The 24419-nt window shown below is 61.0% G+C and carries 6 protein-coding genes; 3 read left to right on the top strand and 3 right to left on the bottom strand.

Annotation, left to right across the window (positions count from 1 at the left end; translation table 11 throughout):
* Window positions 1-20 precede the first annotated feature (20 nt).
* Window positions 21-1373, bottom strand: a complete 1353-nt coding sequence (locus AC3Y64_RS00720; protein ID WP_489986080.1) for a TolC family outer membrane protein — start codon at window positions 1371-1373, stop codon at window positions 21-23.
* A 359-nt stretch (window positions 1374-1732) separates the two neighbouring features.
* Here AC3Y64_RS00720 and AC3Y64_RS00715 point away from each other — a divergent pair, with 359 nt between their 5' ends.
* Complete coding sequence (locus tag AC3Y64_RS00715; protein WP_489986079.1) at window positions 1733-19768, top strand: LapA family giant adhesin; 18036 nt, start codon at window positions 1733-1735, stop codon at window positions 19766-19768.
* Window positions 19769-19916: 148 nt separating this feature from the next.
* Window positions 19917-20255 (top strand): tryptophan synthase subunit beta, encoded by a 339-nt coding sequence (locus tag AC3Y64_RS00710; protein ID WP_129387275.1) that lies wholly within the window; start codon window positions 19917-19919, stop codon window positions 20253-20255.
* Window positions 20256-20352: 97 nt separating this feature from the next.
* On the opposite strand, the gene lapD is transcribed toward AC3Y64_RS00710, so the two are convergent.
* Both lapD and lapG read right to left on the bottom strand, forming a co-directional pair.
* On the bottom strand, window positions 20353-22299 hold the full coding sequence (lapD, locus tag AC3Y64_RS00705; RefSeq protein ID WP_489986078.1) for a cyclic di-GMP receptor LapD: 1947 nt from the start codon (window positions 22297-22299) through the stop codon (window positions 20353-20355).
* A gap of 14 nt (window positions 22300-22313) precedes the next feature.
* Complete coding sequence (gene lapG, locus AC3Y64_RS00700; protein WP_489986077.1) at window positions 22314-23006, bottom strand: cysteine protease LapG; 693 nt, start codon at window positions 23004-23006, stop codon at window positions 22314-22316.
* Window positions 23007-23203: 197 nt separating this feature from the next.
* Between lapG and AC3Y64_RS00695 the strand changes: the two genes are divergently transcribed.
* Window positions 23204-23914: a GntR family transcriptional regulator gene (locus AC3Y64_RS00695; RefSeq protein WP_489986076.1), complete on the top strand. Its 711-nt coding sequence runs from the start codon at window positions 23204-23206 to the stop codon at window positions 23912-23914.
* Window positions 23915-24419: the final 505 nt, after the last annotated feature.

Raw genomic sequence — 24419 nt, 5'->3', positions numbered from 1 at the left:
GACAGTTGAAAAGGGCTGACTCAATTCATCCCAGGCAGCTGAACCTTGGGCTTCACGTCGTTCTGCACAACGGATGCCAATGGCGCGACAACGCCTTGGCTTCTGAGCAATTCGCCCATGGTCGCCTTGATTCGGTACTGAGTAAATAACTGAATGTTTTTGATTTCCGCCAGACGCCGCGAAGCGGTGAACAGCTCGTTTTCGCTGTCGAGCAAATCGAGCAGGGTGCGTTCGCCAAGGCTGAACTGACGCTGGTAAGCGGTGCGCACCGAGGTGCTGTGGTCAACGTACTGCTGAGCGATGGGCACCTGCGCATTGGCGTTGTTCAAGGCGTTCCAGGCCAGACCCAGCTCTTCATTCAACTGACGCAAGGCGTTGTTACGGATGTCCAGCGCCTGGTTCGACAGGTACGACTTGGATTCCAGATCAGCCTTGTTGCTGCCACCGGAATAGAGGTTGAAGCGCATGCGCAGCATGGCTTGCCATTCGTTGTTGTGCCCGTTCTGGCCGTCGAGATCGTTGTCAGCGGTGCGGCCCAGTTCGGCGTCGAAACGCGGGTAGAAGGTCGACTTGGCGGTTTCGTACTGCTTCTCGGCGGCGGCGATGTCGGACTCGGCCGAACGCAGGATCGGGCTGTTTTCCAGCATCTGCTGGCGCGCTTCATTGAGGTTGGCCGGCATCATCGCCATGAACGGTGCCGGACGCTCAAGTTGATCGGGCATCTGGCCAACGGCGCTGAGGAAATTGGTTTCCGAGTCGGCCAGATTGGTCTGCTCGGTGATCAGGTTGTTGCGGGCCTGAGCCATCCGCGCTTCGGCCTGATCGAGGTCGGCGCCGCTGCCGACGCCGCGCTGGGTGCGCAACTGGATCTGGTCGTAGATACGCTGGTGGCTCTTGAGGTTGTCTTCGGCCAGACGCACGAACTCACGACGGGTCAGCACGTCCAGATACACTTGGGCGACGGTCAGCGCGGTGCGCTCGGAAGTGCCGAGCAAGGAATAAGCGCGGGAATTAACGGTGGCTTGTTGACGCCCCACTTCGCTGGACGTCGCAAAACCGTCAAAGACCATTTGCGAGAGACGTAAACTTGACTCGCTACGGTTCAGAGTCTCCCAGTGGTTGCTGTTTCCGGCAGCGCGAGTGGTCACGCTGTCGGTGCCTTCACGGCCATAACCGCCGAGCAGATCGACCTTCGGCAGGTATCCACCTTTCGCTGCTCTTAATTGATAATCCGCGGCCAAACGACTGTTGACCCCCGCCTGAATCTCCGGATGGACATCCATGGCCTGTTGCATGGCTTCTGGTAAGGATTGTGCTTGTGCAAACGAGGCGGCGAGAGCGAAGGGTAGTGCCTTGAACAAATGCGAACGCATGGTAAAGATTTCCCAGTACTTCTTGTCTTGAATCACAGCTAAACGTGCTGCTGCGTCGGATGATTGACGACTGGATTGACCGTATGTCGGAAAGTTCAAAACAGGAACTGGATCACACGCAAAAGGACAGGTCGCCGCGGAAATATCAATGTGACATTAGTGGGGCGATTGTTTAGGATGGCACCCATAAGGTCAATAGTTTGGCATAAAGTTAATAGCGAAAGAATCTAGCCAAATTATTGACGATTACACGCGTCAAACTTGTTTCGCAAATTTTTAAAGTACGTCCAGACTGAATCGGCGCCCATGCCTTCAGGTCCATGGAAGTCAACTGAACGTGACACCCCGGAGAGTCTTCAATGAGCAGTGTTGTTGCCATCGTCAAAAGCATTGTTGGTCAGGTATTCGTGGTGTCTCCAGAGGGCGTGCGTCGCGTACTCGTTGAAGGTGATCGCCTGTTTGTCGGCGATCAGATTGACACCGGCCTCTCCGGCGCCGTGTCGCTTGAATTGGCTGATGGCCGCACCCTCGACCTCGGTCGCGAAACCCAGTGGAGCGCCAACGCGCCCGACTCCAGCACTGACCTGGCCGAAGCCACTGCGCAGGCAGCGCCGTCTGTAGAAGAACTGCAGCAAGCCATCGCTGCGGGCGTCGACCCGACCACCGCGCTGGACGCCACCGCTGCCGGCCCGAGCGCCGCAGGCACGGGCGGCGCTGCGGGTGGCGGTCACAGTTTCGTGATGCTCGACGCCACCGCCGGTCGCGTTGACCCGACCATTGGTTTCCCGACGGCGGGGATCAACTCCGGCGGGCAAATCGCCCAGGACACCACCGGCGGCCAGACCACCGACACCACTGCGAATGCCCAGCGTGAGTCGACCCTGAGCCTCAGCGCCACGCCGACCATCACTGAAGCCGGCGGCGTGCTGGTGTACACCGCGACCCTGACCCAGGCGCCGCTGACCGACCTGACCATTACCCTGTCTAACGGCGCGGTGATCGTGATTCCGGCCGGCTCCACCACCGGCACCGTCAATGTGCCGCTGGCGCCGAACGACACTGTTTATAACGACCCGACCCAGATCAACGTGACCGTCACTGGCACCACCGGCGGTGGCGGCATCACCGTGACGCCGCCGACCGTTCCGGCCACGACGCAGGTTACCGACACCATCGACACCACCACCGTCACCCTGACGGCGGGTTCGAGTGTCACCGAAGGTGGCCAGATCACTTACACCGCGACCCTGACCAACCCCGCGCAAACCCCGGTCACCGTCACCTTGTCGAACGGTTCGACCATCACCATCGGCGCGGGCCAAACCACCGGCACCGTCAACGTGCCGACTGCGGCCAACGACGTTTACAACAATGGCAGCACCGTCACTACCACAATCACTGGTGCCAGCGGCGGCAACTTTGAAAACCTGGTGCCGAACCCGACGCCAGCGGTGACCACCATCACCGATTCGATCGACACCACCAACCTGACCCTGACTGCCACCGGCACCGTGGTCGAGGGTGGCCAGATCACTTACACCGCGACCCTGACCAACCCGGCGCAAACCCCGGTCACCGTCACCCTGTCGAACGGTTCGACCATCACCATCGGCGCGGGCCAAACCACCGGCACCGTCAACGTGCCGACTGCGGCCAACGACGTCTACAACAATAGCGGCACGGTCAGCACCACCATTACCGGCGCTACGGGCGGCAACTTCGAAAATCTGCTGCCGAGCACCACGCCAGCGACCACCATCGTTACCGATTCGATCGATACCACCAGCGTGAGCCTCACCGCCACCGGCACGGTCGTCGAGGGTGGCCAGATCACCTACACCGCGACCCTGACCAACGCCGCGCAGACGCCGGTGACGATCACTCTGTCGAACGGCTCGACCATCACCATTGAAGCCGGCAAAACCACCGGTTCCGTCAACGTGCCGACAGCGGCCAACGACGTTTACAACAATGGCAGCACCGTCAGCACCACCATTACCGGCGCTACCGGCGGCAACTTTGAAAACCTGGTGCCGAACACCACGCCAGCGACCACTACCATTACCGATTCGATTGACGACACCAACCTGTCGCTGACAGCGACCGGAACCGTGGCCGAAGGTGGTTCGATCGTTTACACCGCGACCCTGACCAATCCGGCCGGTACGCCGGTGACCGTGACCCTGTCGAACGGCGCGGTGATTACTATCGAAGCCGGTAAAACCACCGGCACCGTGACCGTCGCGGCGCCTGCCGATGACGTCTACAAAGACGCCGGCAAAGTCGAAGTCACGATCAAGGACGCTACTGGCGGCAACTTCGAGAATCTGCTGCCGAGCACTGTTCCGGCCGTGACCGAAGTCACCGACACCATCGACACCTCGACCGTCAAACTGACCGCCGATACCTCGGTGGCTGAAGGCGGCACCGTCACGTACACCGCCACTGTTGGCGCGCCAGTGACTGGCTCGCCTGTCGTGGTTACCTTGGCCAACGGCCAGAGCATCACCATTGAAGTCGGCAAAACCACCGGCACCGTGACAACCACTGCGCCGAATGATGCGTTGACCGGCAATGCGCCGCTGACCAACTCGATCACTGGCGTTACCGGCGGGAATTACGAAGATCTGGTGGCCGACAAGACCCCGGTATCGACCACGGTTACTGACGTCAACGACACCACCAACCTGTCGCTCAGCGCCACCGGTTCTGTGGCTGAAGGCGGTTCGATCGTTTACACCGCAACACTGACCAACGCCGCAGGTTCGCCCGTCACCGTCACCCTGTCGAACGGTTCGGTAATCACCATCGAAGCCGGCAAAACCACCGGCACCGTGACCGTCGCGGCGCCTGCCGATGACGTCTATAAAGACGCCGGCAAAGTCGAAGTCACGATCAAGGACGCCACCGGCGGCAACTTCGAGAATCTGCTGCCGAGCACCGTGCCAGCCGTCACCGAAGTGACCGACACCGTCGACACCACCACCGTCAAACTCACCGCTACCGAAAGTGCGGCTGAAGGCGGCACCGTCACTTACACCGCTACCGTGGGCGCGCCAGTCACTGGCACGCCTGTCGTCGTGACCCTGGCCAACGGTCAGAACATCACCATCGAAGTCGGCAAGACCACCGGCACCGTGACCACCACCGCGCCGAACGATGCGCTGAATGGCCATGCACCGCTGACCAACGCAATCACTGGCGTAAGCGGTGGCAACTACGAAGACCTGGTGGCTGATAAAACGCCAGTCAGCACCACCGTCACCGACACCCCTGACACCACCGATCTGACGCTTAGCGCGACCGGTACCGTGGCTGAAGGTGGTTCGATCGTTTACACCGCGACCCTGACCAATCCGGCCGGCACCCCGGTGACCGTGACCCTGAGCAACGGCTCGGTGATCACCATCGAGGCCGGTAAAACTACCGGCACCGTGACCGTCGCCGCACCTGCCGATGACGTCTACAAAGACGCCGGCAAAGTTGAAGTGACCATCAAGGACGCTACCGGCGGCAACTTCGAGAACCTGGTGCCAAGCACCGTTCCAGCCGTCACCGAAGTCACCGATACCATCGACACCTCGACGGTGAAACTGACCGCCACCGAGACCGCTGCTGAAGGCGGCACCGTCACCTACACCGCGACTGTTGGCGCACCAGTGACGGGCTCGCCTGTCGTCGTGACCTTGGCCAACGGCCAGACCATCACCATCGCCGTCGGCCAGACCACAGGCACCGCGACCGCCATTGCACCGAACGATGCGCTGACCGGTCATGCTCCTCTGACCAACTCGATCACCGAAGTCAGCGGTGGCAACTACGAAAATCTGGTCGCCGACAAGACGCCAGTCAGCACCACTGTCACCGACACCACTGACACGACCGATCTGACGCTGAGCGCGACCGGAACGGTGGCCGAGGGCGGCCAGATCACTTACACCGCCACCCTGACCAACGCTGCAGGTTCGCCTGTCACCGTGACGCTGTCGAACGGCTCGGTAATCACCATCGATGCTGGCAAAACCACCGGCACCGTGACCGTCGCTGCGCCTGCCGATGACGTCTATAAAGACGCCGGCAAAGTTGAAGTGACCATCAAGGACGCCACCGGCGGCAACTTCGAGAACCTGGTGCCAAGCACCGTTCCAGCCGTCACCGACGTCACCGATACCATCGACACCTCGACGGTCAAACTGACCGCGACCGAGACCGCCGCCGAAGGCGGCACGGTCACTTACACCGCCACAGTTGGCGCGCCGGTGACCGGTTCGCCTGTCGTCGTGACTCTGGCCAACGGCCAGAACATCACCATCGCTGTCGGCCAAACCACCGGCACCGTGTCGACCACCGCGCCGAACGACGTGCTGGCCGGCCATGCCCCGCTGACCAACTCGATCACCAACGTCAGCGGCGGCAACTACGAAAATCTGGTCGCTGACAAAACCCCGGTCAGCACCACTGTGACCGACACCGTCGACACCACCACCGTTTCGCTGACCGCCACCGGCAACGTCAACGAAGGCGGGCAGATCGTCTACACCGCGACGCTGACCAACCCGGCCGGCACGCCAGTGACCGTGACCCTGAGCAACGGTTCGACCATCATCATCGACGCCGGCAAGACCACCGGCACCGTGACCGTTCCAGCCCCTGCCGATGACGTCTACAAAGACGCCGGCAAAGTCGAAGTGACCATCAAGGGCACCGACGGCGGCAATTTCGAAAACCTGGTGGCCAATCCGACGCCAGCGGTGACCAACGTTGCCGATACGATCAACACCACGCACCTGACCCTCAGCGCTGAAAGCTATGTGCTCGAAGGCACGTCGATCACGTACACCGCGACCCTGACCAACGCCGCGCAAACCCCGGTGACCGTCAACCTGAGCAACGGCCAGACCATCACCATCGAGGCTGGCAAAACCAGCGGTTCGGTGACCATCGCCGCGCCGAGCGATGACGTCTACAAAGACGTCAGCAAGCTCACCGTGACCATGACCGATGCCACTGGCGGCAACTTCGAGAAACTCGACGTCAGCAAAACGCCGGTCAGCACCACCGTCAATGACACCATCGACAAAACCACGCTGACCCTCAGCGCCAGCGACACCGTCAGCGAAGGTGGCCAGATCACCTACACCGCGACCCTGAGCAATCCGGCCGGCACCGCCATGACCGTGACCCTGGCCAACGGCGCAGTGATCAACATCGCTGCAGGCGCCACCAGCGGCTCGGTGAATTTCGCCGCGCCTGCGAACACGCCGTACATCGATGGCGGCAAGGTACAGACCGCAATTGCCAACCACACCGGCGGCAACTTCGAGCAGGTCGATGCCAACCGTTCCGCCGTCGTCACCAAAGTGACCGACACCGTCGACACCACCAATATCAGCCTCAGCGCCACCCCTTCGGTCGCCGAGGGCGGCTCGATCGTCTACACCGCGACCCTGACCAACGCTGCTGGCACGGCCATGAGCGTGACCCTGAGCAACGGCGCGGTGATCAACATCGCCAAAGGCGCGACCACTGGCACCGCGACCGTCGCCGCACCTGCCGATGACGTGTACAAGGACGCCGGCAAGGTCGATGCGAGCATCACCAAGACCACCGGCGGCAACTTCGAGAATCTGGTGGTCGACAAGACTCCAGCGGTCACCGACGTGACTGACACTATCGACAACAGCACCGTTTCCCTGACCGCGACGGCTAGCACCGTTGAAGGCGGCGTGGTGGTTTACACCGCTTCCGTGACCGCGCCAGTCACCGGCGCGCCGGTTGTCGTGACCCTGTCCAACGGCCAGACCATCACCATTCCGGTCGGCGCCAGCAGCGGCAGCGTCAACTTCACCGCACCGAACGATGCACTCGCTGGCGGCAACACGCTGAGCGTGAAAATCGACGGCGCCAGCGGCGGCAACTACGAAAATCTCGTGGCCGACAAAACCCCTGCCGTGACCTCGGTGACCGACACCGTCGACACCACCAACCTGTCGCTGAGCGCGACCGGCACCGTGGCTGAAGGCGGTTCGATTGTTTACACCGCGACGCTGACCAACCCGGCTGGCACGCCAGTCACCGTGACCCTGTCGAACGGCTCGGTGATCACCATCGAAGCGGGCAAGACCACCGGCTCCGTGACCGTTGCGGCCCCGGCCGATGACGTCTACAAGGACGCCGGCAAAGTCGAAGTCACGATCAAAGATGCGACTGGAGGCAACTTCGAGAACCTGGTGCCAAGCACCACGCCTGCCGTTACCGATGTGACTGACACCATCGACACGTCGACCGTCAAACTGACCGCCGATACCACCGTGGCTGAAGGCGGCACCGTCACTTACACCGCGACTGTGGGTGCACCGGTCACCGGTTCGCCGGTCGTGGTCACTCTGGCTAACGGCCAGAGCATCACCATTGAAGTCGGCAAAACCACCGGCACCGTGACTGTCACGGCACCGAACGATGCGCTGAACGGTCAGGCGTCGTTGAGCACCTCGATCACCGGCGCCAGCGGCGGCAACTACGAAAATCTCGTGGCCGACAAGACTCCGGTGTCGACCACTGTCACTGACACCGTCGACACCACCGATCTGTCCCTCAGCGCCACCAATTCGGTTGCCGAGGGCGGTTCGATCATCTACACCGCGACGCTGACCAATCCGGCCGGCACGCCGGTCACTGTGACCTTGTCGAACGGTGCAGTGATCACCATCGAAGCCGGTAAAACCACCGGCACCGTGACCGTCGCCGCGCCTGCCGATGACGTCTACAAAGACGCCGGCAAGGTCGAAGTGACGATCAAGGACGCTACCGGCGGCAACTTCGAGAACCTGGTGCCAAGCACCGTTCCCGCCGTGACCGAAGTCACCGACACCATCGACACCTCGACGGTCAAACTGACCGCTACCGAGTCGGCCGCTGAAGGTGGCACCGTCACCTACACCGCCACTGTTGGCGCGCCTGTCACCGGTTCGCCTGTCGTCGTGACCCTGGCCAACGGTCAGAACATCACCATCGAAATCGGTAAAACCACCGGCACCGTGACCACCATCGCGCCGAACGACGCGTTGAACGGCCACACTCCGCTGACCAACGCGATCACTGGCGTTTCCGGCGGCAACTACGAAAATCTCGTCGCCGACAAAACCCCGGTTTCCACCACCGTCACTGACACCGTCGACACCACCGATCTGACGCTGACCGCGACCGACACCGTGGCCGAGGGCGGTTCGATTGTTTACACCGCAACCCTGACCAATCCTGCCGGCACCCCGGTGACCGTGACCCTTTCAAACGGCTCGGTGATCACCATCGAAGCCGGTAAAACCACTGGCACCGTGACCGTCGCCGCGCCTGCCGATGACCTCTACAAAGACGCCGGCAAGGTCGAAGTCACGATCAAGGATGCCACTGGCGGTAACTTCGAAAACCTGGTGCCGAGCACCACGCCAGCCGTTACCGATGTGACTGACACCATCGACACGTCGACCGTCAAACTGACCGCTACCGAGTCGGCCGCTGAAGGTGGCACCGTCACCTACACCGCCACTGTTGGCGCGCCTGTCACCGGTTCGCCTGTCGTCGTGACCCTGGCCAACGGTCAGAACATCACCATCGAAATCGGTAAAACCACCGGCACCGTGACCACCATCGCGCCGAACGATGCGTTGACCGGCCACACGCCGCTGAGCAACGCGATCACTGACGTGAGCGGCGGCAACTACGAAAACCTCGTGGCCGACAAAACCCCGGTCAGCACCACCGTGACCGACACCACCGACACCACCAATCTGTCGCTGACCGCGACGGGCACTGTGGACGAAGGCGGCCAGATCACCTACACCGCCACCCTGACCAATGCGGCGGGCTCGCCAGTGACCGTGACCCTGAGCAACGGCTCGGTGATCACCATCAAGGCTGGCGAAACCACCGGCACCGTCACCGTCGACGCACCGAAAGATGACGTCTACAAAGACGCCGGCACCGTTGAAGCGACCATCAAGGGCGCAACCGGTGGCGACTTCGAAAATCTGGTCACCAGCACTGCTCCGGCGGTTACCACCGTCAACGACACTATCGACACCTCCACCGTGTCGCTGACCGCCACCGCCAACGTTGCCGAAGGCGAAACCGTGGTCTACACCGCGACCGTGACCGCACCAGTGACCGGCTCGCCGGTAGTCGTGACCCTGTCCAACGGCCAGACCATCACCATCGCCGTCGGTGAAACCACCGGCACGGTGAACTACGTTGCGCCAAACAGTCCACTGGCTGGCGGCAGCTCGCTGAGCGTGACCATCGATGGCGCCACCGGCGGCAACTACGAAAAACTCGCAGTCGACGGCAAGTCCGCCGACACCGCAGTGTCGGACACCAACGACACCACCAACCTGAACCTGACCGCGACCGATTCGGTGGCTGAAGGCGGTTCGATCGTTTACACCGCGACGCTGACCAACCCGGCCGGCACGCCGGTGACCGTGACCCTGTCGAACGGCGCAGTCATCACTATCGAAGCAGGCAAGACCAGCGGCACCGTGACCGTTGCAGCCCCTGCTGACGATGTCTACAAAGATGCCGGCAAGGTCGAAGCGACCATTGCGACCGCCACCGGTGGCAATTTCGAGAACCTGGTGCCGAGCACCGTTCCAGCAGTGACCAGCGTCACTGACACCATCGACACCATCAGCGTCAAACTCACCGCGACCGAGTCGGCGGCTGAGGGCGGCACCGTGACTTACACCGCGACTGTTGGCGCGCCAGTGACGGGTTCGGCTGTGGTTGTGACCCTGGCCAATGGTCAGAACATCACCATCGAAGTCGGCAAAACCACCGGCACCGTGACCACCACTGCGCCAAACGATGCGTTGACTGGCCATGCTCCGATTACCAACGCGATCACTGATGTGAGCGGTGGTAACTACGAGAATCTTGTTGCCGATAAGACGCCGGTTTCGACCAACGTCACCGATACGGTCGACTCCACCGACCTGACGCTCAGCGCCACCGGCACTGTGGCTGAAGGCGGTTCGATTGTTTACACCGCGACGCTGACCAATCCGGCCGGCACGCCGGTCACCGTGAACCTGTCGAACGGTGCGGTGATCACCATCGAAGCGGGCAAAACCACCGGCACCGTGACCGTCTCCGCGCCTGCCGATGACGTCTACAAAGACGCTGGCAAAGTAGAAGTCACGATCAAGGACGCCACGGGCGGCAACTTCGAGAACCTGGTTCCAAGCACCACGCCAGCGGTCACCGACGTCACCGACACCATCGATACTTCGACGGTCAAACTGACTGCGACCGAAACCGCCGCTGAAGGTGGAACCGTCACCTATACCGCGACTGTTGGGGCGCCAGTGACTGGTTCGCCAGTTATTGTGACCCTGGCCAACGGCCAGAACATCACCATCGAAATCGGTAAAACCACTGGAACCGTGACCACCACTGCGCCAAACGATGCGTTGACTGGCCATGCTCCGATTACCAACGCGATCACTGGCGTCTCCGGCGGCAACTACGAAAATCTCGTCGCCGATGAAACCCCGGTCAGCACCAACGTGACTGACACCGTCGACACCACCGATCTGACGCTGACGGCGACCGGTTCCGTGGCCGAGGGTGGTTCGATCCTCTACACCGCGACATTGACCAATGCCGCGGGCTCGCCAGTGACCGTGACCTTGTCGAATGGCGCAGTGATCACCATCGAAGCCGGCAAAACCACAGGCACCGTGTCTGTTCCAGCGCCAGCCGATGACGTCTACAAGGACGCAGGCAAAGTCGAAGCAACCATTTCCACCGCCACCGGCGGCAACTTCGAGAACCTGGTAACGAGCACTGTTCCAGCGATCACCGAAGTGACCGACACCATCGACACCTCGACCGTGAAACTGACCGCCGACACCTCCGTGGCTGAAGGCGGCACCGTTACTTACACTGCGACCGTAGGTGCGCCAGTGACCGGTTCGCCGGTTACCGTGACATTGGCCAACGGTCAGAACATCACCATTGAAGTGGGTAAAACCACTGGCTCCGTGACCTTCACCGCGCCAAACGATGCGTTGACCGGTCACGCGCCAGTCACCAACTCGATCACTGGTGTCACGGGCGGCAACTACGAAAATCTCGTCGCCGACAAAACGCCGGTTTCGACCAACGTCACCGATACCGTCGACACCACTAACCTGGCGCTGTCCGCAACCGGCACCGTCGCCGAAGGTGGCCAGATCACCTACACCGCGACGCTGACCAACGCGGCGGGTTCGCCTGTCACCGTGACCCTGTCGAACGGCGCAGTGATCACCATCGAAGCAGGCAAGACGTCCGGCACCGTGACCGTTGCGGCACCTGCCGATGACGTCTACAAAGACGCTGGCAAAGTAGAAGTCACGATCAAGGAGGCCACGGGCGGCAACTTCGAGAACCTGGTTCCGAGCACCACGCCAGCCGTGACCGACGTTACCGATACCGTCGACACGACCACCGTTAAACTCACCGCCACCGAGTCGGCGGCTGAAGGTGGCACTGTTACTTACACTGCCTCCGTCGGCGCGCCTGTGACCGGTTCGCCGGTTACCGTGACCTTGGCCAACGGTCAGAACATCACGATTGAAGTGGGCAAAACCACTGGCACCGTGACCACCACTGCGCCTAACGACGTACTGACGGGTCATGCGCCGATTTCCAATGCGATCACTGGCGTGAGCGGCGGCAACTACGAGAACCTCGTATCCGATAAAACGCCGGTCAGCACTACCGTAACCGACACCGTCGACACGACAAACCTGACGCTGTCCGCAACCGGCACCGTCGCCGAGGGCGGTTCGATTGTTTACACCGCCACGCTGACCAACGCCGCTGGCTCGCCAGTCACCGTGACCCTGTCGAACGGCGCTGTAATCACCATCAAGGCAGGCGAAACCTCCGGCACCGTGACCGTAGTCGCGCCAGCGGATGACGTTTACAAAGATGCGGGCAAAGTCGAAGCGACCATTTCGACCGCCACTGGTGGCGACTTCGAGAACTTGGTACCGAGCACTGTTCCGGCAGTGACCAACGTCACCGACACCATCGACACCACCACCGTCAAACTGACTGCAACCGAGTCGGCAGCGGAAGGTGGCACCGTTACTTACACCGCCACGGTTGGCGCTCCAGTAACTGGCTCGCCGGTAGTTGTGACGCTGGCCAACGGTCAGACCATCACCATTGGCCTCGGCCAGACAACCGGCACCGCGACCACTACTGCGCCGAATGACGCACTGACTGGCCACGCACCGATTACCAACGCAATTACCGACGTGAGCGGCGGCAACTACGAAAGCCTCGTCGCCGACAAAACCCCGGTCAGCACTACCGTGACCGACACTGTCGACACTACTAACCTGTCGCTGAGCGCGACCGGTTCCGTGGCTGAAGGTGGCTCGATTGTCTACACCGCCACTCTGACCAACGCTGCTGGTTCGCCAGTGACCGTGACTTTGTCGAATGGTGCAGTGATCACCATCGAAGCCGGCAAGACGTCCGGCACCGTGACCGTTGCCGCTCCGGCGGATGACGTTTACAAAGATGCGGGCAAAGTCGAAGCAACCATTTCCACCGCGACCGGTGGCAACTTCGAGAACCTGGTACCGAGCACCGCTCCGGCAGTGACCAACGTCACTGACACCATCGACACCACCACCGTCAAACTGACTGCAACCGAGTCGGCAGCGGAAGGTGGCACCGTTACTTACACCGCCTCCGTCGGTGCACCAGTAACTGGCGCGCCGGTAGTCGTGACCTTGGCCAACGGTCAGACGATCACCATCGGCCTCGGCCAGACAACCGGCACCGCAACCACCACTGCGCCAAACGACGCACTGACTGGCCATGCTCCACTGACCAACTCGATCACCAACGTGACCGGCGGCAACTACGAAAACCTCGTCGCCGATACAACCCCGGTCAGCACTACCGTGACCGACACTGTCGACACTACTAACCTGTCGCTGAGCGCGACCGGTTCCGTGGCTGAGGGTGGCTCGATTGTTTACACCGCCACGCTGACTAACGCCGCTGGTTCGCCAGTGACCGTGACTTTGTCGAATGGTGCTGTAATCACCATCGAAGCAGGCAAGACGTCCGGCACCGTGACTGTTGCCGCTCCGGCGGATGACGTTTACAAAGATGCGGGTAAAGTCGAAGCGACCATTTCGACCGCCACTGGTGGCGACTTCGAGAACTTGGTACCGAGCACCGTACCGGCAGTGACCAATGTCACTGACACCATCGACACCACCACCGTAAAACTGACTGCAACCGAGTCGGCAGCGGAAGGTGGCACCGTTACTTACACCGCCACCGTCGGCGCGCCAGTGACCGGCTCGCCGGTTGTCGTGACTTTAGCCAACGGTCAGACCATCACCATCGGCCTCGGCCAGACAACCGGCACCGCGACCACCATCGCGCCTAACGACGTGTTGACCGGCCATGCACCGCTGACCAACTCGATCACCAATGCTACTGGCGGCAACTACGAAAACCTCGTGGCTGACAAAACCCCGGTCAGCACCAACGTGACCGATACCGTCGACACCACCAACCTAACGCTGTCCGCAACCGGCACCGTGGCCGAGGGCGGTTCGATTGTTTACACCGCCACTCTGACCAACGCTGCTGGCTCGCCAGTCACCGTGACCCTGAGCAACGGCTCGGTGATCACCATCAAGGCTGGCGAAACCACCGGCACTGTGACCGTCGCTGCACCCGCTGACGACGTCTACAAAGACGCCGGCAACGTGCAGGCAACGATCAAAACCGCGACCGGTGGCAGCTTCGAAAACCTGGTGACCAGCACCGCACCAGCCGTGACCAGCGTCACCGACACCATCGACACCACCACCGTCAAACTGACCGCTACCGAATCGGCAGCGGAAGGTGGCACCGTCACCTACACCGCCTCCGTTGGTGCGCCAGTGACCGGCTCGCCGGTTGTCGTGACTTTGGCCAACGGCCAGAACATCACCATCGAAGTCGGCAAAACGACCGGTACCGTGACTACCACTGCGCCGAACGATGCGCTGACCGGTCATGCTCCGATTACCAACGCGATTACTGGCGTTACTGGTGGCAACTACGAAAACCTCGTGGCTGACAAAACCCCGGTCAGCACCAACGTGACCGATACCGTCGACACCACCAACCTAACGCTGTCCGCAACCGGCACCGTGGCTGAAGGTGGCCAGATCACCTACACCGCAACCTTGACCAACGCTGCTGGCTCGCCAGTCACCGTGACCCTGAGCAACGGCTCGGTAATCACCATCAAGGCTGGCGAAACCACCGGCACCGTGACCGTCGCCGCACCAGCCGATGACGTCTACAAAGACGCCGGCAACGTTCAGGCAACGATCAAGACCGCCACCGGTGGCAGCTTCGAAAATCTGGTGACCAGCACGGCTCCGGCCGTGACCAGCGTCACTGACACCATCGACACCACCACGGTGAAACTGACCGCAACCGCTACAGCGGCTGAAGGCGGCAACGTCGTTTACACCGCGACTGTTGGTGCTCCAGTGACCGGCTCGCCTGTCGTCGTGACCCTGGCCAACGGTCAGACCATCACCATCGGCCTCGGCCAGACCACCGGCACCGCGACCACCATCGCGCCTAACGACGCGTTGACCGGCCATGCACCGCTGACCAACTCGATCACCAATGCTACTGGCGGAAACTACGAAAACCTCGTGGCCGACAAGATGCCGGTTTCGACTACTGTCACTGACACCGTCGACACGACAAACCTGACACTCAGCGCTACCAACTCGGTCGCTGAAGGTGGCTCGATTGTCTACACCGCCACCCTGACCAACGCTGCTGGCTCGCCAGTCACCGTGACCCTGAGCAACGGCGCTGTAATCACCATCAAGGCTGGCGAAACCACCGGCACCGTGACCGTCGCCGCACCAGCCGATGACGTCTACAAAGATGCCGGCAACGTCCAGGCAACGATCAAAACCGCTACCGGCGGCAGCTTCGAAAACCTCGTCACCAGCACGGCTCCAGCCGTGACCAGCGTCACCGACACCATCGACACCACCACGGTGAAACTGACCGCAACCGCTACAGCGGCTGAAGGCGGCAACGTCGTTTACACCGCGACTGTTGGTGCTCCAGTGACCGGCTCGCCGGTCGTGGTGACCTTGGCCAACGGCCAAAGCATCACCATCGAAGTCGGCAAAACCACCGGCACCGCAACCACCATTGCGCCGAACGACGCACTGACTGGCCATGCACCGCTGACCAACTCGATCACCAACGTGACCGGCGGCAACTACGAAAATCTCGTCGCCGATAAAACCCCTGTCAGCACCACCGTCACCGACACCATCGACACCACCAACCTGACGCTGTCCGCAACTGGCACCGTGGCTGAAGGTGGCCAGATCACCTACACCGCAACCTTGACCAACGCTGCCGGCTCGCCAGTCACCGTGACCTTGAGCAACGGCTCGGTGATCACCATCAAGGCTGGCGAAACTATCGGCACCGTGACCGTCCCGGCGCCCGCTGACGACGTCTACAAAGACGCCGGCAACGTTCAGGCAAGCATCACCGGCACCAGTGGCGGCGGCTTCGAGAACCTGGTGACCAGCAATACACCAGCCGTTACGAGCGTCACCGACACCATCGACACCACCACTGTCAGCATCACCGGCAGCACCTCGGTAACCGAAGGCCAGACCGCCAGCTACACCGTCAGCCTGAACCACCCGGCGCAAACCGAAGTGACCCTGAAAATCGTCTACAGCGGCACCGCCGCCGACGGATCGGACTTCACCGGCGTGTACACCGTGAAGATTCCGGCAGGCGCGAGCAGCGCGCAGTTCAACGTCGCCACCATCGATGACAAGATCACCGAAGGCACCGAGAACTTCGTGGTCAAGATCGATTCGGCCACTGGCGGCAACTTCGAGAACCTCGCGGTCAGCGCCACCAACGGTAGCGTCAGCACCTCGATCATCGACAACGATGCGCCGCCGGTCATCGACCTGGACGCCAACAATTCCAGTGGCGCCACCGGTGCCGACTACAAGGTAACCTTCACCGAGAACACCCCGGGCGCGGGTGTGTCGATTGCCGACACCGATATCAAGATCACCGACCCGGACAGCACCATGCTGACCGGCGCCACCGTGGTACTGACCAACCGTCAGGACGGCGATGCGCTGAACCTGGGCAACAGCGTCAACGGCATCACCATCAATGCCAACAGCACCAACGGCACCGTGACCCTGACCTTGTCGGGCAACGCGACGCTGGCCGATTACATGCAGGCGATCAAGAACATCAGCTTCACCAACAGCAGTGAAGACCCGAGCACCGTGCCGCGCATCATCACCGTGACGGTGACCGATGGCGGCAACTACTCCAACACCGCGACCACCACGGTCAACGTGGTGGCGATCAACGATGCGCCGGTTGCAGCACCGGTCAACGTCACCGGCACCGAAGACACGCCGCTGATCCTTGGCTGGTCGACCTTCGGTGTGAGCGACATCGACAGCCCGACGAGCAGCCTCGGGGTGAAAATCACCCAGCTGCCGGGCGAAGGCAAACTGCAGTATCTGGACGGATCGACCTGGAAAGACGTCGCCAACAACCAGACCTTCAGCAAAGCCGACATCGACGCCGGCAAGCTGCGCTTCCTGCCGGATAGCAACGAGTCGGGCGTGAATGGTTACGGCGGCACCGGCCTGGGCAACAATCAGGCGGACTACGCGCAGATCAAGTTCCAGCCAACCGACGGTCAACTGCTGGGCAACACCGGCACCGTGAAGATCGACATCACGCCAGTGGCGGATGCGCCGACCGTGAGCGTCGCTGACAACAGCGTGAAGTCCACCGGGCTGATCAAGGAAGTCTGGACCGGTCTCTCGGGCCTGGGCACCAACGGCAACGGCGCGGATTCGACCACGCTGAAAAACGTCATCGACGCTGGCGGCAAACCGAACTCCAGCACGAATGTGAACAACGTCCAGTCCGACGGCAGTGTGACCGCCGGTACAGCGTCGAAAACCTCCGGCCTGATCTATCTGGAAGCCGGCAAGACTTACACCTTCAGCGGTGTCGGCGATGACAGCCTGCTGGTGACCATTGGCGGCAAGAACGTGGCCTCGACCACGTGGGGCGCGGGCGGCAACCTCAACGGTTCGTTCACCCCGACCACCAGCGGCTACTACACCCTGGACATCTACCACCACAACCAGAGCGGCCCGGGCAGCTACGACGTCAATCTGTCGGTCAACGGCGGTGCGGCGATCGACCTGAGCAGCGCCGGCGTACCGCTCTACACCGGCGTGCAGGATCTGCTGAACTCGGGCGTGACCGTTTCCGATCTGCACGGCACCAACGGCGAAGGTTATTACGACGGCTACAAGCTCAACACCGGCGCCGAAGGCACCACCGTGAAGCTGTCGGCGGTTACCACCGCGCTGACCGATACTGACGGCTCGGAAACACTGAGCGTGAAGATCAGCGGCGCTCCAGTCGGCTCGGTACTCAGCGACGGCGCCGGTCATACCTTCACCGTCACCGCCAGCAGTGGCGACGCCAACGTCACCGGCTGGAACCTCGGCAGCCTGACCGTGACCCCGCCGCCGTACTACAACGGCCAGTTCAACCTGACCGTGACCTCGACTTCCACCGAACAGGTCGGCGGTTCGGCGAGCAGCACGGCGACCATTCCGGTCACTGTTGTGCCGGCGGTCTACAACGCGATTGTCGCCACCTCGGCCGACGACACCGTCACCGGCACCGATGGCAACGACATCATCGTCGCCGACATCGGTGGCCTGACCGTGGTGCCGGGCACCAACTACAACATCGCGTTCATGGTCGACAGCTCCGGCAGTATGAGCAGCTCGTCAATCAACTCGGCCAAGGACTCGCTGACGTCGGTGTTCAACACCCTCAAGCAGAGCCTGGGCGGCAGCAACTCGGGCACGGTGAACATCTTCCTGGTGGATTTCGATACCCAGGTCAACAAGTCGGTGTCGGTGAACCTCAATGACCCGAACGCGCTGACGCAGCTCAAAGCCGTGCTGGACTCGATGGCGTCCGGCGGCGGTACCAACTACGAGGACGTGTTCAAGACCACGGCCAACTGGTTCCAGAGCGCCGAAGCCGTGGCCAATACCGGGGCGAAGAACCTTACGTACTTCATCACCGACGGCCAGCCGACCTACTACCAGAGCGGCGAGCAGACCAATCCGACGCTGTACGACAAAGTGAAACTCGACAGCGTGGTGACGACCAGCAACTACAAGCTGGGTGACAGCTTCAGCACCTACATCGACAGCACTCATTACCTGAGCATCAACAGCGCCGGCAGCGTGGCACTGCAGACGTACAAAAACGGCAGCTGGAACTGGAACAGCCTGGGCACCATTCACGCCCAGGGCGACGGCACCTACGAGCTGTCGGCTCTGGCGGGCAGCGGCAACAGCACCAGCTCGACCACCACCGACAACTCGACCAGCAGCTTTGCCTTGCTCAGCGGTCTGTCGAACGTCGAAGCCATCGGCCTCAACAGCGGCGTCAGCCTCAACGATCTGAAGCCTTACGACTCGGACAAAACGCCGCAAACCAATATCGATCCGAAGGATCTGGCCAACTCGATCATCGGCCACACCGAAGCGACGCTGCCGGGCAGCGACACCGTCAGCGGTGGCGACGGCAATGACATCATCTTCGGCGACCTGGTGAGCTTCAACGGCATTGCCGGCGAGGGTTATCAGGCGATGCAGGCGTTCGTGGCCAAGGAAACCGGGGTCGACGTCAGCAAAGTCACCACCAGCAACGTGCACCAGTACATCACCGAGCACTATCAGGCGTTCGATGTGTCCGGCGCGCATGACGGCAACGACACACTGCTGGGTGGCGCGGGCAATGACATCCTCTTCGGCTCGGGCGGCAACGACTGGCTCGACGGCGGCAAAGGCAATGACATCCTGCTCGGCGGCACCGGCAACGACACGCTGATCGGCGGGCAGGGCAACGACATCCTGATCGGTGGTTCGGGTGCCGACACCTTTGTCTGGAAGTCTGGCGACACCGGCAACGACGTGATCAAGGACTTCAAGGCCAGTGAAGGTGACCGTATCGACCTGCGCGATCTGCTGCAGGGCGAGACCGGTAGCACCATCGACAACTTCCTGAAGATCACCACGGTCGACGGCACGTCGTCGCTGCAAGTCAGCTCGGCGGGCAAGTTCAACTCCGGCGATGCCGCGGCGGCGACCCCGGACGTGACGATCAAACTGGAAGGCAACAACTGGTCCAGCGCCAACATTCACAACCTGATTGCCGGCAGCGACCCGACCATCAAGGTCGACCATAACAACAGCTGATCCGTGAACAAAAACGGCCGCCCCATGGGGCGGCCGTCACGTTTGTGCTGTGCGCAGCGGTGACGATTGCGTCGCCGCCCCGCATACTCGCGCGCAGTTGGCTATGCTGCTGACAGCATGACGCTGGTTCATTTCTGAGGGATGCTCAATGTTTTACGTGCAACGCGATGCGCAAGGCCAGTTGATTCGCGTGGAAGCTGCGGCCTACGCCGAGGCCACGGAAACGCTGCCGGCCGATCACCACGAAATCCAGGCGTGGTACGCCAACGAAGCCGTGGAAAACAGCCTCAAACAGCTCAAGCAGAGCGACTTTGAAATGATTCGGGTTCTCGACGACCTGATTCAGGTGCTGACCCAGAAAGGCGTGATCCGCGTCACTGACCTGCCACCGGCGGCCCAGGCCAAACTGATGGACCGGACCCAGGCGCGTGAGGCGTTGGGCGGGTTGAGCCAGTTGATCGATGAAGACGAAAGCGGGTTGATCTAAAAGCAAAGATCGCAGCCTTCGGCAGCTCCTACAGGTGAATGCATTCCATGTAGGAGCTGCCGAAGGCTGCGATCTTTTCGCCTTTAAAATCTGAAGATTACTGCCAAGGCTTCGGTTCACCCAACAACTGCCCCTGCACCCCATACAAGCCCATCTCACGAATCACCGACAACTCCCCTTCGGTCTCGACCCGTTCGGCAATCAGCGGCAGATCAATGCTGTGCGCCGCCCGCTGGATCGCTTCGATAAACAGCCGTTTGTCACTCTCCTGATCGATCGCGCGGATGTAGCTGCCATCGATCTTCAGGTACGCCAGGCCCAGCCGCGCCAGGTTGCCGATCATGCTGAAGCGTCCACCAAACCGCTGCAGGCTCAGGGAGAAACCGAGTTCGCGCAGGCGTCGGGTCAACTGTTCCAGCACCGCTTGCTCGGGCAATTGCTCCTCACCGATTTCCAGGGTCAGCCGCGCGCCGAGGTTGGAATGCGCACGCAAAATCTCGAAGACTTTGTTCAGCGCCTGCGGATCGGCGAGGGTCGCCGAAGACAGATTCAGCGCCAGTGAATCTTCGTGCTCTTTCATCTGCTCCAGCACGCGTTCGAGCATCAAGCGATCAAGCCGCGCGGTCCAGCCGAAGCGCTCCAGCCACGGCAAAAAGCGCCCGGCCGGAATGGTCTGGCCCTGTTCGTCGAGCAGACGCGAGAGGACTTTGTAATGCAGCACCAGTTGCGTGTCTGCGGCGGCCACCACCGGTTGGAAATACAGCTCGAAACGCTGCTGACTCAACGCCTGATCCAGCAGGCGATGCCAGGCGTGATGATCGTCGCCAACGTCCGCGGTGAGGCTCTGATCGATGCAGGCCCAGTTCTGCTCACCCTGCCCTTCGGCTTGCGCCAGCGCTTGATCACCGAGGCTGAGCACCGATTGCGGTGAATCGCCGTGAGCAAACGGCGCCAAGCCGATCGACGCTACCGCTGCCACATCGGTCGCGCCCGTGGCGTGCAGACTGCTCAACGCGTTGTCGAGGTTCTGCGCCAGTTGCAACGCTTCTTCGCGCACCAGACCCGGCGCCAGCACGGCAAATTCACCACCGCGAATCCGCGTGACGAGGTTCTGGGTTTCCGGGTATTTGGCGCATTCACGCGACAGTTGCTCTCCGACCGCTTTCAACAGTTCATCGGTGCGCTGGCCCCCCAGACGCTGATTGAGCCCGGCCAGATCCTTGACCCGCAACAACAGCAGATAACCGGAACTCGCCTGCTCCGGGTTGCTCACGCGGTTGTTCAACTGCATTTCGAAATAGCGACGGTTGGCCAAACCGGTGAGGTTGTCCTGATACGACTCGGCACGCAGCTTTTCACTGCGCTCAGCCTGCTCCTGAAACAGCGCCTTGAGCTTCTCGACCATTTGATTCATCGCCTGCACCACGCGGCGCAACTCAGGCGTACGCGGCAAATCCGGCAGGCTGAGGAATTCGCGCCGGGCGATGGCGTGGGATTGCTTGACCATGTAATCCAGCGGCTTCAATTGCCGGCGCAGCAGCAACGCGCCGAGCACTGCACTGATCGCACCGCAGATCAGCAACCAGCCGAGGCTACCCAACGCGCTCTGCCAGAGCTTGGCCACGGCAAACATCGGGTGGCTGACCACCTCGACCCGCGCTGCCTGCTCCCAGCCACGGCTGACGAGCGCATCGCCACCGGCCGGTTCCAGGCCAATCAGTTTGACGAACCAGTCCGGCACATTGCTGACGGCCGGAATGCCGTTGCGCTCGACGATGGTCTGATCGGTCTTCAGATCGACCACACGGATGCTCGCGTAATAACCGCTGTCGAAAATCGAGCTGACCAGCAATTCAACCATCGCCGGATCGTCGATATTCGGCGTCAGCGACAAGGCCAGTGCCGTCGCCGCGTCCTGCGCATGAGAGCGCAACTGGTTGACGTACTGGGTGCGCGAGCTCTCCAGGCTGACCATGAAGCTGCCAGTGAAGGCCACCACAAGGAACAGACAGATCGCGATCAACAGCTGTTTGAACAAAGACATCTGAGCGCATGCTCCTAGTTAATCGTCTCGACCGGGAAACCTTCGGCCTGCATTTTCTTCAACACATCCTGCCAGCGCGACAGGCGTTTGGTGTCACCGACCTTTTTATTGCCTTTGGCCCCCGGCAGATACAGACCTTCGGCATTGAAAGAGTAGACCGGCAGCAAATCGGTTCGCTGGGACGCAGGCTGGATCGGATCGATCAGGCTGTCGAGCACCAGCGGCATGGCATCAGGGGTCGCATAGTAAGTCAGGACCATGTGCGCGCGGTTCTGCCGCAAGGCTTTTACGTAGGTGATGCGCAGCTTGTCACTGGAAACCCCGAGGTGGCGCAGGCTGAAATACTTGGCGATTGCATAATCTTCGCAGTCGCCGGCGCCTTTCCAGAGCGCCTCGATGGGGGTTTCCCAATAATCGACCTCGTGCCACAGATCGATGTCTTCGACATAGCGCACCTGTTTATTGAAGAACAGGTTCACCACTTTGAGTTTTTCCATCTCGCTGACTTGTTTTTGCGTGGCTAACAGATTCTGCCAGGCATCGATCCGTTGCTGGCCGGCGCCCAAGGGTCCGTAGAGTGCCGAGGCTTTGCGGCTGATCGCGGAAAAATCCCAATCGGCATGCAGGCCGCCCAGCAGCATGCCGGCCAGCAACAGTGCGCAGCCTAGCCAGCGCAGTGTCCGAGGGATCGCGAAACGTACCGCCACAGCAGGTTTCCAGGGGGCAGGAGAGAAAGCGTTTGATGGTGAAGCTTAGCCCGGTAAAAAACAATGGCACGGTGAGATCATCACTGGCACGCTAAGCTGCAAATGTAACCAGTTTGTTCTACACGGTTTGACAACCTGTAGAGCAATCACTAGTGTCATTTGGATCCAAATAAGACCGACATACAGGGTGCGTAGTCGTGACTCAGAAGCCCAAGCCGCTGCATAGCATTAAAGTCGATGGGCCGATTCCCGCGCACCTCGCCCGCTCGATCATCGAAGAAACCCTGCGCGCAGCGATCCTCGATGGTCGCCTGCCATGCGGCACCGCGTTGCGCCAGCAGGATCTGGCCGACCTGTTTGGTGTCAGCCGCATGCCTGTGCGAGAGGCCTTGCGTCAACTTGAAGCGCAGGACCTGCTGAGCGTTACCGCGCACAAAGGCGCGGTGGTCGCACCACTGATTCAGGGTGATGCCACCGAAACCTATGAATTGCGCATCCTCCTCGAATCCGAAGCGCTGCGTCAGTCGATTCCGTTGCTGACCGCTGCTGATCATGCCCAAGCCGCGGTATGTATCGAACAACTCGCCAATCAGCACGACTTCACCGAAATCGGTCGTCTCAACCGCTTGTTCCACATGGCCCTGTACGGCAAGGCACCTAACCAGCGGCTGTTGCGACTGGTCGAAGACGGGCTTAACGAGGAAGAGCGCTTCCTGCGCTTCAATCTTGAGGCCATGGGCCTGGGCAATCTGTCTCAGGACGATCACCGCGCCATGCTGCAAGCGGCCATCGCCCGGGATGTCGAAGGCTCGGTAGCGCTGCTGGTCAAGCACCTCAACCGTGGCGTCGAGGTCATCACCCGTTATCTTGCCAGCCCGTTGGCGCAAAGCCGTAAAGCCGCACGCTGAATAGCCGAATCGGGCAGCCCTGCAAGGCTGCCCGGCGACTCACCCGCTTACAAATCCTTCCTTTCGATCTGCCACCCACGGGCTGGCAAGTCGACGTTTGCGCTCTACCCTCCCCCACGCGCGTCAGCCCGATATTTGCAGACGTGATGACGAATCGGTAATAGCCGAGATGGCAATTTACCCGCACTCTTGATCCGCCAACCCAATAAAGAACGGGCGACGCGCCGCACCGCCGGCACAGTCCCCGCACCAGGAACCTACGGAAGGAGCCTTGTCACGGGAAAAAAGGAAGTCAACGGCGCCGGTCACGGCCAACTTCCGCCCATTTAAACCAATCAATTCCTTCTATTAGAAAGTTGCTTCGAGTGAGGCATTCACTCTTATTTATCGATTTTGGCCGCTATTCGCCGAAAGGAGCAACTACGCCCAAATAAAACTTATATAAAAAGTTTTATCAGCCACACTCATACTTGAAAAACACACAACTTAAAATAATCAAAATTAC

This window comes from Pseudomonas sp. 4CAES_32.4, from assembly GCF_058136335.1.
Note: the sequence above shows the minus strand (reverse complement) of the source record. Positions and strands in the feature narration are given on the sequence as shown.

Coding starts and splice junctions, on each gene's coding strand:
- AC3Y64_RS00710 (WP_129387275.1), top strand. CDS start 19,917: ATGTTTTACGTGCAACGCGATGCGCAAGGCCAGTTGATTCGCGTGGAA.
- lapD (WP_489986078.1), bottom strand. CDS start 22,299: ATGTCTTTGTTCAAACAGCTGTTGATCGCGATCTGTCTGTTCCTTGTG.
- AC3Y64_RS00720 (WP_489986080.1), bottom strand. CDS start 1,373: ATGCGTTCGCATTTGTTCAAGGCACTACCCTTCGCTCTCGCCGCCTCG.
- AC3Y64_RS00715 (WP_489986079.1), top strand. CDS start 1,733: ATGAGCAGTGTTGTTGCCATCGTCAAAAGCATTGTTGGTCAGGTATTC.